Consider the following 12516-nt stretch of genomic DNA (forward strand, 5'->3'; position numbering starts at 1 on the left):
AGCCCTAACGCGATTGCAGGCAGCACAACTTGCGCATATCCCTGTTCGGGACGGGTCGCACTCGTCTCGGGGAGGGACAGATGAACAACACGATTGGCGGACCGCCAAAGGCGCCGTGGCACCTGTGGGTGATCGGCATCGTCTCGCTGCTTTGGAACGGCGGCGGGGCCTATGATTATACCATGACCCAGACGCGCAACGAGGCCTATCTTCGCGCAGCCGCCGACAATGCCGGCGTCTCCTACGATATGATGATGGGCTATTTCACCGGCTTTCCCGCATGGGCCGATGCGTTCTGGGCGCTGGGCGTGTGGGGAGCGGTGGCGGGGTCCATCCTGCTGCTCCTTCGCAGCCGGTTCGCCTTTCACGGCTTCGTGATCTCGCTCATCGGGCTGGCAGGCACCACCCTTTACACCTTCACCAGTGACATCCCGGCGGAGATGAAATCGCCTTTCATGTGGATTTTCAGCGCGGTGATCGTAATCGTGACCATTTTGCTCGCGATCTATGCGCGCCGTATGACCGCCGCAGGCGTGCTGCGTTGACCGCGGCGAGAAAAGGGGGGAGACACGCAATGACGGACCATCCCGATAAGCCGGGCGCGCCCTGGCACCTGTGGGTCGTGGGGCTGGTGAGCCTGCTGTGGAACGCCACCGGCGCGACCAGCTACACCATGACCAAGCTGGGAATGCTCGAGGGCATCGACATGCCGGCCGACCAGATCGCCTATTATACGAGCTTTCCTGCATGGGCGACCGCCTTCTGGGCGCTCGGCGTGTGGGGTAGCCTGTTCGGATCGCTGGCGCTGCTTGTGCGCAGCCGCCACGCGGTCACGCTGTTTGCGATCTCGATCGTCGGGCTCGTCGGCACGACCTTTTTTCAATGGGTCGTGTCGGACCTGCCGCCAGTGCTGGCGACGACCGAGCACAAGCTGTTCGCAGCGGCGATCTGGGTGATCACGATCGGATTGTTCATCTATGCCCGCCGGATGCGCGAGGCAGGCGTGCTGCGCTAGCCGATCACGAGGCGGCGGGTGCGCTCGCCGCCTCCTGTTCCTGAAGCGCCCGGCGATCCTCGATCAGGCGGATATAGGTGTCGGCGACAACCTGGTTGATCGCCTCCCAGCTATATTCGCGGCTGCGCTCCTCACCCGCTTCGCCATGCGCGCGGCGCAAGGCGGGATCGGTGCAATAGGGCGCGATCGCCTCGGCAAGGCCGGTGCTGTCGGGCGCGGCGGACGCGCCCTTGCCCTTGAGCGGGACCAGCCGCCCTGTGACCCCGTCATCAACGAGGCTCGATGCCCCGGTCGCCCCCGCGGCAACGACCGGCAAGCCGCAGGCCATCGCCTCCAGCGTGACATTGCCGAATGTCTCGGTGATCGAGGGATTGAGGAAGATGTCCCCGCTCGCCAGCGCCTGGCCGAGTTCGGCCCCGGTCTTGAACCCTGCAAAGATCCCGCCGGGCAGCGCGTCCTCGAACCATCCGCGCGCCGGGCCGTCGCCGATCACCAGGACCTTGTGGGGGACCTGGCGCTTGCGCAGCTGGACGATGGTTTCGGCGAACACGTCGAGCCCCTTTTCCATCACCAGCCTTCCCAGGAACACGATCGCCACGTCGTCATCGGCAAGCCCGATCGAGCGGCGCCAGTCCATGTCGCGCTTTTCCGAGGAGAAGACCGTGCGATCGACCCCGCGGGTCCACAGCGCGATGTCGTCGTGCATGTCCATCGCCACCAGTTCATCGATCATCGATTGCGACGGCGCGACCAGCGCATCGCAGCGATTGTAGAACCGCCGCAGGATGCCGATCACCACCGGTTCGAGGAAGGCCAGGTTGTAATAGCGCGGATAGGTCTCGAACCGCGTGTGAACGCTAGCCAGAACCGGGATGTCGTGGTCCTGCGCCCAGGACAAGGCGGCATGGCCGGCGGGGTCAGGCGATGACAGGTGGACGATATTGGGCTTGAACAGCGCGAGGTCGCGCTTGACCGCGCGGCCGAGCCTGAGCGGCAGGCGGTATTCGCCGCGTCCCTTAACCGGCATGCGGACATTGGGCACGCCGACGAGGTCGCCGGTCGGTTCGAAATCGGGCTTGTCGACGACGGGCGAATAGACGCGCACCTGCGCGCCCTTGTCGAGAAGCGAGCGCACCAGCCGGTTGAGCGCCTGGTTGGCCCCGTCGCGGGTGTAGTTGTAATTGCCGCTGAACAGCGCAATGCGAAGGTCGGATGTTTCCATTGCCGCGAGGCTTTAGGCCAGTCGCGACCAAATTTCGAGAGGCGTGTGGCGGGAATTGAACCTTGCTGTGGAGCGGTCTGTCGATTGCCCTCGATTTCACATTGACATTGTGCAGCGCAACATTAGTGCGGCTGACGGGCCACGCGGTCCCAACGCCGCGCGTGCTCTCTGCAAGGAGAGAATACAATGACGAGCATACCCAGCGAACCGGCCCTGAAGCCGGAGCGCCCGCAATTTTCATCCGGCCCGACGGTCAAGTTCCCCGGATGGTCCCTCGACAAGCTGAAAACCGATTCGCTCGGCCGTTCGCACCGTTCGGCCGGTGCCAAGGCGCGGCTGAAATACGCGATCGACCTGTCGCGCGAGCTTCTCGGCGTGCCCGAGGACTATCTGGTCGGGATCATGCCGGGTTCGGATACCGGCGCGCTCGAATGCGCGATGTGGACCATGCTCGACCCCGAGCGCCCAGCGACCGTGGCGGCGTGGGAAAGCTTCGGCAATGTCTGGATCCAGGACGCGGTCAAGCAGCTAAGGCTGCCGAAACTCACCACGCTGAGCGCCGATTACGGCGAGATTCCCGACCTTGCGAACATCCCGCAGGACAATGACGTGGTGTTCACCTGGAATGGCACCACTTCTGGCGCGATGATCCCCGATACCGACTGGCTCGCAAGCGATCGCGAGGGCGTGACAATTAACGATGCCACCAGCGCGATCTTCGCGTTGGAGATGGACTGGCCCAAGCTCGATGCCACCACTTATAGCTGGCAAAAGGTGATGGGCTCGGAGGCGCAACACGGCATGCTGATCCTCAGCCCCAAGGCGGTCGAACGGATCGAGAGCTATGACCCCGCATGGCCGCTACCCAAGCTGTTCCGCCTGAAAAAGGGCGACAAGATCAATTGCGGCATCTTCGAAGGCGCGACAATCAACACACCCTCGTTGCTGGCGACCGAGGATTACATCGCCGCGCTCGAATGGGCGAAGTCGATCGGCGGGCGCAAGGCCATGTTCGAACGCGCCGATGCCAATGCGAAAATCGTCAAGGACTGGATCGAGGCAACACCCTGGCTGCGCAACATGGTGGCCGATCCGGCCAAGCGCACCAATACCGGCGTGTGCATGAAGTTCACCGGCGAGTGGTATGAAAGCCTATCGCACGAAGACCAGGCCGCGGTGCCGAAGAAAATCGTCAAGCTGTGCGAAGAGCGCGGCGTGGGTTACGATTTCAACGGCTATCGCGACGCCCCGCCGAGCTTGCGGATCTGGTGCGGCGGAACGCTCGAGGCGGAGGACATCAAGCGCCTGCTGCCCTGGATCGAGTGGGCCTACGAGACCGTCAAAAACGGCTGATTGCCGGCATGCGGCCTGCCCTGGCGCGGGCCGCTGCCTCTTCCCAAGCAGGAACAGATGGGTGCTGTGCGTGACGCGCGCCCTTCAACCAAGGAATAATCGATGAACAAGCCCAAGGTCCTCATCTCAGACAAGATGGACGAAAACGCTGCGCGCATATTCGAAGAGCGCGGCTGCGATGTCGACGTGATCACCGGCGAAAGCCCCGAAGAACTCAAGGCGCGCATCGGCGAATATGATGGGCTGGCGATCCGTTCCTCGACCAAGGTGACGCACGAGATCCTCGATGCTGCAACCAATCTGAAAGTCATCGGCCGCGCCGGGATCGGGGTCGACAATGTCGATATCTCCCATGCCAGCGCCAAAGGCGTGGTGGTGATGAATACGCCGTTCGGCAATTCGATCACCACCGCCGAGCACGCGATCGCGATGATCATGGCGCTCGCTCGCCAGATCCCGCAGGCCAATGCCCGAACCCAGAACGGCGAATGGCCCAAGAAGGACTTCATGGGGGTCGAGGTGACCGGCAAGACGCTGGGCCTGATCGGCGCGGGCAATATCGGCGGGATCGTCGCCGCGCGCGCGCAGGGGCTGAGGATGAAGGTGATCGCCTACGATCCCTTCCTTACCGAGGAACGCGCGGTCGAGCTGGGCATCGAGAAGGTCGATCTCGACACGTTGTTGACGCGCGCCGATTTCGTCTCGCTCCACACCCCGCTGACCGACGAGACGCGCAATATCCTGAGCCGCGAGCGGATCGAGAACGCCAAGAGCGGCATCCGTATCGTCAATTGCGCGCGCGGCGGGCTGATCGACGAGGCGGCGCTGCGCGATGCACTCGACAGCGGGCAGGTCGCAGGCGCCGCGCTCGACGTGTTCGCGAGCGAGCCGGCCACGACAAGCCCGCTGTTCGGAGCGCCCAATTTCATCTGCACCCCGCATCTGGGCGCCTCGACCACCGAGGCGCAGGTCAATGTCGCGCTCCAGGTGGCCGAACAGATGGCCGATTACCTCGTCAATGGCGGGGTATCGAACGCGCTCAACATGCCTTCGCTCTCTGCCGAAGAAGCGCCCAAGCTCAAGCCCTACATGGCGCTCGCCGAAAAGCTCGGCAGCCTCGTCGGCCAGCTTGCCCACGGCAACCTCACCAAGATCAGCATCGAGCGCGAGGGCGCGGCGGCAGAGCTTAACGGCAAGCCGATCACCGGCGCGGTGCTGGCAGGTTTCATGCGTCGCTATTCGGACACGGTGAACATGGTCAACGCGCCGTTCCTTGCCAAGGAACGCGGGCTCGAGGTGAGCGAGATCCGCCACCAGCGCGAAGGCGCGTTCAACACGCTGATCCGCGTCTCGGTCGAGACCGAGCAGGGCACGCGCTCGGTCGCGGGCACGCTGTTCGGCAACCACGCGCCGCGGCTGGTCGAAATCTTCGGCATCGGGATCGAGGCCGATCTCGACGGGCAAATGCTCTACGTCGTCAATGACGACAAGCCGGGCTTCATCGGCCGGATCGGTAGCCTGATGGGCGCGCACGACATCAATATCGGCACCTTCAACCTGGGCCGCCGCGATGCCGGCGGCGAGGCGGTGCTTTTGCTCAGCCTCGACGAGGAACCTGGCGCCGCGGTGATCGCCGAGGCGGAGGGGCTCGAAGGGGTGCAGATGGTCAAGGCGCTGTCGTTCTGATCTGCCCTGGCCCTAGGCGGCAACTCGCGGCTTTCACCGCGCGCCGCCTTTGGCTAGGGGAACCGGCACAATGACCACGACCACCGACTTGCTGCCCGAAGGGCTCGAAGATCGCCTGCCCGCTTCGGCGGCCCGGATAACCGGCGCGATGCGCGCCTGTCTCGATGCGATGGATGCGCATGGCTATGACCGGGTGCGCCCGCCGCTGCTCGAGTTCGAAAGCTCGCTCGCCAGCCGGATGAACGGGGTGCGCACCGATGCGTGCTTTCGCATGACCGACCCTGCGAGCCTGCGCACACTCGCCCTGCGCAGCGACATTACCCCGCAGATCGGGCGGATCGCGGCGACCTCGCTTGCCGGCACGCCACGGCCGCTCAGGCTCGCCTATGCTGGCGACACCGCGCTGATCCGCGCCAGCCAGCTCGATCCCGCGCGCGAGCGGCTGCAACTGGGTGCCGAACTGATCGGGGCCGACAGCGTGGCAGCGGCGAGCGAGATCGTCGGCCTCGCGATCACCGCGCTCGAAGCGGCGGGTCTCACCGGTATTTCGGTCGATTTCACCATGCCCGATCTCATCGACACCCTGGCAGCGGGCGATAATGCGCTCGATGCCGACACGCTCGAGGGCGTGCGGCGCGAACTCGACACCAAGGATGCCGGCGGTCTGAAGGCGGTCGGGGGCGAGGCCTATCTCCCGCTGCTCTACGCCACCGGCGAATTTGCCGATGCGCTCGCGGCGCTGCGCGCGTTCGACGACAAGGGCGTCTGCGCCTCGCGGCTCGATGCCCTTTCGCAGATCGAGGCCGAGGTCGCGCCACGTGCGCGGATCACCCTCGACCCGACCGAACGCCACGGTTTCGAATATCAAAGCTGGTTCGGCTTCACGCTCTATGCCGATGGCCTGCGCGGCGCGGCGGGACGCGGCGGCACCTACCGGATCGGCGGCAGCAACGAGCCAGCGACCGGTTTCACGCTTTATCTCGACCGGGTGGCCGAGGCCGTGCGACAGGAGCCGGGCGCGCAGCGCAAGGTCTTCGCCGAGACCGGACACAGCGCCGCAGCCGCGCGCGCGGCACGCGACAACGGCGACCGGGTAATTGCCCGCATCAGCGATGCCGACGATCCGCGCGCGCTGGGCTGCACTCACATTCTATCGGGCGACACGATCGCGGCCCTGTGATCGGTCCAGCGCGCGCGCCTGTGCCGCGCCGGGGCAGCGCCCGACAAATCACCTGTCATTAAGGCGTGTTTGGCTATAGCCTTGCCTCCAAACCACCGATGCCATTGGGGGCGCACATGAAATCCGCACCAACTTTCCTACTGGCCTTCAGCGCCCCGCTGGCGCTCGTTGCCACCCCCGCTCACGCGAGCGTTGATGACTACACGATCGCAGGCGAGACCAATGTGCGGATCGACCTGCAATTGTGCTCGATGGAAAGCCAGCTCGCGGTGCGCGGCGATACCGGCACAGATCTCGATTTTATCGTCACCGATGCGCGCGGCAACCTGCTCGCCCGCGACCAGGGCGGCGATGACTACCTGTCGCTTCTGATCGAGAAGGACAGCCCGGAATGTGAGACCTACGGGCTCGAGGTCAGCAATCTGGGCGAAGAGAGCAACGAATTCGTCGTCGTGCTCGAACCGGTGACCGAGGCATCGACCCGGGTGTCCAAGCACATCATCCAGCCCGCTCAGACCGAGACCTACAAGTTCAAGGCCTGCGGGACCTCCGCCGACCTGACCGCGCGCGGCGACGGTGATACCGATCTCGACTTCATCGTCCGCAATTCGGATGGCGCGGTGGTCCATGAAAACGACGACCTGACCGACCAGACCAGTGCGACGCTGGCCGGCCTGCTCGCAGATTGCGAAACCTTCGAGATCGAGGTGGCCAATCTCGGCAATGTCTACAATGCGATGATGCTGGTGATCGAACCCAAGGGGGCCGCGAGCACGCCCTTTGCCGGCACAGCGCCGAGCACCAGCCTTGCCGCCTCCACAGCTACCAGCGCCAATGCGGGCGTCGAGCGGGTGCTGACCGTGTCCGAGACGAGCGGGCCGGGCGAATATCGCGCCGAGGCCAATGGCATCTTGCGCGTCGATCTGCCGGTCTGCACCGCATCGCGGCTGGAAGTGCGCGGCGATGGCGACACCGATCTCGATTTCGAGATCGTCAATGCCAGTGAAGAACGCGTTCACGAGGATTACGACCTTTCCGACGTGACCTTCGCAACGCTCACCCCGACTGGGGCGTGCGAAACCTTCGTGATCGACGTGACCAATCTCGGCGAGGTTTACAATGCCTTCACCATCGCGCTGATCGATGCCGATACGCCGCGTCCGGTGACGGGGGCGGGCGAATACCGCATCCGCGCACAGGGCACCGCCAAGATCGCTCTGCGCGTGTGCAGCGCCACCGGCATCAGCGCCTATGGCGATGGCGACACCGATCTCGATTTCGACGTGCGCGCCGCCGATGGCGCGGCCGTGCATTCCGATTACGACATGACCGATCGGACCAGCTTCACGCTCGAGCCAGGCGCGGATTGCGGCGATTACGAGCTGCTCGTTTCCAATCTCGGCGAGGTCTTCAACCTGCTCACAATCGCATTCGGCGATGGCGCGGCAGTGCCCGAAATGCCTGAAAACACGGCCGACTCTGCGAGCGCGGCGACGCGCGCGGCAAGCCCGGCTGTCGCGGTGGCCAACGACACCATCAGCAATGATGGACTCAACCGCAATATCGCGCTGCTGAACCGCACCGGTGAAGTGCTCGACGCGATCTACTGGTCAAACTCGGCGACCCAGGGATGGGGCGAGGACAAGCTTGGCTCGGGAACCAGCCTTGCCGGCGACCAGCAATGGAACGTCAACGTCTTTGACGGCTCGCAGGCCTGCCTGTTCGATTTTCGCGCGGTGACCGCGAGCGGGCGCGAGATCGCCGTCACGCGGATCGATGCCTGCGCGGAAACCAGCGTCCTGTTCGAATAGGCGGGAAGGGCAGGGAAAGGCGCACGATTTTCCTACTGCGGCGCCGGGTTGCTTGAACGGCGGGGGCTGGCGTCAAAGTGCCTGGCCTGGCCCGATAACCGCAAAGTTGACGCATCATGCCGCCAGGAATGTCTGAATCCATCAAAGTTTTCAAACTCTTGTGCGACAGGTAAGCATTTTTAGAAGGCACCTTTGCATGTTCCTTGCTTGCCCTTGGCAGGCCAAAAGCCTAGGGCGCGCGCGGCTTAACCGATCGAGAGTTATTCAAGCATGGCAAACGTCACCGTAATCGGGGCCCAGTGGGGCGATGAAGGCAAGGGCAAGATCGTCGACTGGCTCGCCAGCCGCGCCGATGCCGTGGTGCGCTTCCAGGGCGGGCACAATGCCGGCCACACGCTGGTTATCGACGGCCAGGTCTTCAAGCTGTCGCTGCTTCCTTCGGGCATCGTGTCAGGCACGATGAGCATGATCGGCAATGGCGTGGTTCTCGATCCGTGGGCGCTGCGCGACGAGGTCGAGAAGCTCGAGAGCCAGGGCGTGACGATCACCGACGACAATCTCGCGATTGCCGACAATTGCCCGCTGATCCTCCCGCTTCACCGCGACCTTGACGGCCTGCGCGAAACCGCCGCCGGAAAGGGCAAGATCGGCACCACCGGGCGCGGCATCGGCCCCGCCTACGAGGACAAGGTCGGCCGCCGCGCGATCCGGGTGTGCGACCTGGCCTATCTCGACCATCTCGAACCGCAGCTCGACCGTTTGTGCGCGCATCACGATGCGCTGCGCGCCGGTTTCGACCAGCCGCCGGTCGACCGTGAGGCCTTGCTTGACGAATTGCGCGAAATCGCGCCCTTCGTGCTGCGCTTTGCCCAGCCGGTCTGGAAGCGCCTGAAAAAGGTTCGCAAGGCGGGCGCGAAGATCCTGTTCGAGGGCGCCCAGGGCGTGCTGCTCGATATCGACCACGGCACCTATCCATTCGTCACCAGCTCGAACACGGTGAGCGGCACCGCCTCGGCGGGAAGCGGGCTGGGGCCCAATGCTACCGGGTTCGTGCTCGGCATCGTGAAGGCTTACACCACCCGGGTCGGATCGGGACCGTTCCCGACCGAGCTCGACGACGATGTCGGGCAGGGAATTGGCGAACGAGGCCACGAATTCGGCACCGTGACCGGGCGCCAGCGGCGCGTGGGCTGGTTCGATGCGGTGCTGGTGCGCCAGACCTGCGCGGTCTCGGGCGTGACGGGGATCGCGCTCACCAAGATCGACGTGCTTGACGGGCTGGAAACCGTAAAGATTTGCACCGGCTACCGGCTGCGCGGCAATGTCTATGACTACCTGCCCAGCCATGCCGCCGACCAGGCCAATGTCGAACCGATCTACGAAGAGATGGAAGGCTGGAGCCAGAGCACCGCGGGGGCGCGCTCCTTTGCCGATCTTCCCGCCAATGCGATCAAGTACATCCAGCGCGTGCAGGAACTGATCGAATGCCCGGTGGCGCTGGTCTCCACCAGCCCCGAACGCGACGACACGATCCTGATGCGCGATCCCTTTGTCGATTGATCGGAGCCGCTCGTTTAGCGAGTCCTTGCGCGGGACACCGGGTATCGGGCGCAATTGACGAATGGCTGTCCGCGATTAGTCTGCGGGGTTGTGATGACCCGGCTTTTCGCCCTTGCGCTGACCATTCTGCTCTCCGCCTGCGCCGCACCGCAAGGTGCGCCGGTGGCGACCACCGGCAGCGATGCCGCCGCCGCTGCGCCCTCGGCCTTTCCTACCGGGCAGGAGCCGCGCTATGCGACCCGCTCGATCCCGCGCGATCCGCTGTCGAACCGGCCGCTGGTTGCCGATTACCTCGTCATCGACAAGTCCGAGCGCCTGCTGGTGGCCTATCGCGACGGCCGCCCGGTGCGCGCCTATCGCGGGCTGCAATTCGGAGATGCGCCCGGCGGGCACAAGCGTTTCCAGGGCGACGAGCGCACGCCGGAAGGGATATACACCATTGACAGGCGCAACCCGCAGAGCCGGTTTCATCTTTCGCTCGGTATTTCCTATCCAAATGCCAGCGACCGTGCCTTCGCCGCGCAATACGGACGCTCGCCCGGCGGGGACATCTTCATCCATGGCCAACCGACCGGCCGGCCTGGGCGGATGCGCGGCGACTGGACCGATGGCTGCATCGCCCTGTCCAATGCTGAAATCGAGGAATTGTGGCAGATCGTCCCCGATGGCACCCCGATCGAGATCCGCCCCTGAGGCACTAAGCGGTTCGGCAGCAAAGGTCAGAATCTTGACTTGAGCACGTTTTGTTCTAGTCTCGTTCTCCTCAACAGGGGAGCCGATTCGATGACGCAGATCGATTACCAGACCAAGGATTTCTCTTACGCAAGCGATATAGGCACCGGCGCGACCGATTCGGCGGGGCTGCCGGCGCGGGTCGCGATCTTTGCCGATCGCCCGTCTGTGCGCGACCAGATCGCCCAAGATCTCGGCGGCGCGGGGTTCCGCACAATCGATGGCGGCGATGTCGTGCAATTGCTCGACGGTCCGATCGCCATGCTTGGCGATGTCGTTATGGTCGATTGCCCTGTGGTCGATGCCCGCCACATTGCCGCGCTCGCACGGCTCGACATGCGCGTGGCGCGTGCGGGCGCCCAGCTGATCGTCTCGACCGCGATCGATTCGCTCGACGATGTCTTTTCGGCGCTCGACCAGTGCGACCCGCAGATCCTCGTTCAGCCTAGCCGCGCCGAACGGGTGATCGCGGTGGGCCGGGTGATGGCCGAAATGGGCAGTGCGCGCGTGCGCGAGATGACCGAGGAGGACCGGCTCAACCTGCTTCACCTCTCGCGCCAGGTCGAAGCGATCGCCCACAAGCTCGAAGGGCTTTCCTCGCACCAGGGCCGCGGCGGATCTCAGGCGGCCCTGCGGGCCCATGCCAGCGACAAGGGCGCGCTGCTTGCCGGCGCGCAAGCGGCCGAACAATCGCTGGAAAGCGGGCAGGATCGCATCGGTTCGGCGCGCCCGCCGCTTCCCGATCCGCGCCGCGTCCGCCAGGTCATTGCGGCTCGCCAGGCGCGGGCCAAGTTCTTCGACAAGGACCTGTTCGCCGATCCGGCCTGGGACATGTTGCTCGACCTCACCGCCGCCCATGCCGAACACCAGCGCGTCTCGGTCACTTCGCTGTGCATCGCAGCCGAGGTGCCCGCCACCACGGCGCTGCGCTGGATCAAGCAATTGGTCGATAGCGGGGTGTTCGTGCGGGTCGCCGATTCGACCGATCGCCGCCGCGCCTTCATCGGATTGTCGGACCAGTCGGCAGAGGCGATGGCGCGCTATTTCGCAGAGATCGAAACCCCGATGCTGATGGCCGCCTGAACGCGATCAGCCGTCAGCGCGATCGGCGCGGCGCAAGATCAGCGTGCTTTCGCCAGCATCGTCATCGGGGCCGGCTTTGGGGCAGCGGGCGGTGTGCGATGAATCGCCCAGTCTTGGGCAAAGCGCGGCATCGCAAACCCGCCGTACTGCATCGGCGCGCGCGCGGGAAAGGATATGGTCCGGCACGGCCTTATCGCAGCAGATCGCATCGGCGCTGCCGAGCAATCGCGCCTGGCGTATCGTGAGATCCTCTGGGTCCTCGCTGGAAAGGACGATCATGTGAGTGGCCGCTTCGGCTGCAATCGCGCCGCCCTTCGCCCATTCCCGGACCCGCTCAGGCGCGGCCGGGTCGAGCGGGTCGAGCGGTCCGCCTTCTTCGAGTGCCGCGTCGATTGCCCGCCGACGTTCATTCGTTCCGGGATAGGCCGCGCGCAGCCGCTCGCGCGCCGCAAACAGCGCTTCGGCCAGCTTGCCCAGCGTTTGCGGCAGGACTTCCTCGAGCCGTAGGCGAAGGTGCTTGGCCAGACCGGCCGACTGGCCAGCAGTGCCGATCGCGATCAAGACCGGGCTGCGCTCTAGGATGCTAGGGGTGGTGAAATCGCACAGGTCGGGGCGGTCGACGACATTGACCAGAATTCCTGCACCGCGAAGGCGAACCGCCGCGGCTTTACAGGCTGCTTCGTCCTCGAATGCGATGAAGGCCAGGCGCACGCCATCGCTCGCCGCACGGTCCGCATCGGTCACGACAGTCCCGCCCGCGCGCTCGACAAGCCGCCGCTTGGCCTCTGCCGCCGCGCCGCCACCGAGCACGAGCACGCCTTTCCCCTCGATCCGGTGAAACAGCGGGAGCGCAGGTATCTCGCTCATCGCCGTC

At 64.9% G+C, this 12516-nt stretch carries 11 protein-coding genes; 9 read left to right on the forward strand and 2 right to left on the reverse strand.

The window, feature by feature from the left end:
• The first annotated feature begins 80 nt into the window (after positions 1-80).
• Together ACKTSM_RS05420 and ACKTSM_RS05425 are read left to right on the forward strand one after the other, a co-directional pair.
• The gene (locus ACKTSM_RS05420; RefSeq protein ID WP_407876102.1) at positions 81-545 is read left to right on the forward strand and encodes a hypothetical protein; all 465 of its coding nucleotides are present in this window, start codon (positions 81-83) and stop codon (positions 543-545) included.
• A 29-nt stretch (positions 546-574) separates the two neighbouring features.
• Positions 575-1015: a hypothetical protein gene (locus tag ACKTSM_RS05425; protein ID WP_407876103.1), complete on the forward strand. Its 441-nt coding sequence runs from the start codon at positions 575-577 to the stop codon at positions 1013-1015.
• Between the two features lie 4 nt (positions 1016-1019).
• On the opposite strand, the gene ACKTSM_RS05430 is transcribed toward ACKTSM_RS05425, so the two are convergent.
• Entirely contained in the window at positions 1020-2237 is a 1218-nt protein-coding gene (locus ACKTSM_RS05430) for a glycosyltransferase family 4 protein (RefSeq protein WP_407876104.1), read from the reverse strand.
• A 186-nt stretch (positions 2238-2423) separates the two neighbouring features.
• Between ACKTSM_RS05430 and ACKTSM_RS05435 the strand changes: the two genes are divergently transcribed.
• The 7 genes from ACKTSM_RS05435 (at position 2424) to ACKTSM_RS05465 (ending at position 11642) form a co-directional block, all read left to right on the forward strand.
• Positions 2424-3590, forward strand: a complete 1167-nt coding sequence (locus ACKTSM_RS05435) for a phosphoserine transaminase (protein ID WP_407876105.1) — start codon at positions 2424-2426, stop codon at positions 3588-3590.
• Positions 3591-3692: 102 nt separating this feature from the next.
• Positions 3693-5276, forward strand: coding sequence for a phosphoglycerate dehydrogenase (gene serA, locus ACKTSM_RS05440; protein ID WP_407876106.1), 1584 nt, complete (start codon positions 3693-3695; stop codon positions 5274-5276).
• Positions 5277-5346: 70 nt separating this feature from the next.
• Entirely contained in the window at positions 5347-6456 is a 1110-nt protein-coding gene (locus ACKTSM_RS05445; protein ID WP_407876107.1) for an ATP phosphoribosyltransferase regulatory subunit, read from the forward strand.
• Positions 6457-6572: 116 nt separating this feature from the next.
• Complete coding sequence (locus ACKTSM_RS05450; protein WP_407876108.1) at positions 6573-8267, forward strand: hypothetical protein; 1695 nt, start codon at positions 6573-6575, stop codon at positions 8265-8267.
• Positions 8268-8537: 270 nt separating this feature from the next.
• Positions 8538-9827, forward strand: a complete 1290-nt coding sequence (locus ACKTSM_RS05455; RefSeq protein ID WP_407876109.1) for an adenylosuccinate synthase — start codon at positions 8538-8540, stop codon at positions 9825-9827.
• Between the two features lie 93 nt (positions 9828-9920).
• Positions 9921-10520 carry a murein L,D-transpeptidase family protein gene (locus tag ACKTSM_RS05460; RefSeq protein ID WP_407876110.1) on the forward strand — a complete coding sequence of 200 codons (600 nt, stop codon included), beginning with the start codon at positions 9921-9923 and terminating at the stop codon, positions 10518-10520.
• Positions 10521-10610: 90 nt separating this feature from the next.
• Entirely contained in the window at positions 10611-11642 is a 1032-nt protein-coding gene (locus ACKTSM_RS05465; RefSeq protein WP_407876111.1) for a MarR family transcriptional regulator, read from the forward strand.
• Between the two features lie 6 nt (positions 11643-11648).
• On the opposite strand, the gene ACKTSM_RS05470 is transcribed toward ACKTSM_RS05465, so the two are convergent.
• Entirely contained in the window at positions 11649-12509 is an 861-nt protein-coding gene (locus ACKTSM_RS05470) for an NAD(P)-dependent oxidoreductase (protein WP_407876112.1), read from the reverse strand.
• Positions 12510-12516: the final 7 nt, after the last annotated feature.

It is taken from the genome of Qipengyuania nanhaisediminis (assembly GCF_045862805.1).
In the GTDB taxonomy this organism is placed as follows: Bacteria; Pseudomonadota; Alphaproteobacteria; order Sphingomonadales; family Sphingomonadaceae; genus Erythrobacter; species Erythrobacter nanhaisediminis_A.

Bases quoted from the DNA above. Each gene is read 5' to 3' on its own strand.
- ACKTSM_RS05420 (WP_407876102.1), top strand. From the start codon at position 81: ATGAACAACACGATTGGCGGACCGCCAAAGGCGCCGTGGCACCTGTGG.
- ACKTSM_RS05465 (WP_407876111.1), top strand. From the start codon at position 10,611: ATGACGCAGATCGATTACCAGACCAAGGATTTCTCTTACGCAAGCGAT.
- ACKTSM_RS05470 (WP_407876112.1), bottom strand. From the start codon at position 12,509: ATGAGCGAGATACCTGCGCTCCCGCTGTTTCACCGGATCGAGGGGAAA.
- ACKTSM_RS05450 (WP_407876108.1), top strand. From the start codon at position 6,573: ATGAAATCCGCACCAACTTTCCTACTGGCCTTCAGCGCCCCGCTGGCG.
- ACKTSM_RS05455 (WP_407876109.1), top strand. From the start codon at position 8,538: ATGGCAAACGTCACCGTAATCGGGGCCCAGTGGGGCGATGAAGGCAAG.
- ACKTSM_RS05425 (WP_407876103.1), top strand. From the start codon at position 575: ATGACGGACCATCCCGATAAGCCGGGCGCGCCCTGGCACCTGTGGGTC.
- ACKTSM_RS05445 (WP_407876107.1), top strand. From the start codon at position 5,347: ATGACCACGACCACCGACTTGCTGCCCGAAGGGCTCGAAGATCGCCTG.
- ACKTSM_RS05435 (WP_407876105.1), top strand. From the start codon at position 2,424: ATGACGAGCATACCCAGCGAACCGGCCCTGAAGCCGGAGCGCCCGCAA.
- serA (WP_407876106.1), top strand. From the start codon at position 3,693: ATGAACAAGCCCAAGGTCCTCATCTCAGACAAGATGGACGAAAACGCT.
- ACKTSM_RS05460 (WP_407876110.1), top strand. From the start codon at position 9,921: ATGACCCGGCTTTTCGCCCTTGCGCTGACCATTCTGCTCTCCGCCTGC.
- ACKTSM_RS05430 (WP_407876104.1), bottom strand. From the start codon at position 2,237: ATGGAAACATCCGACCTTCGCATTGCGCTGTTCAGCGGCAATTACAAC.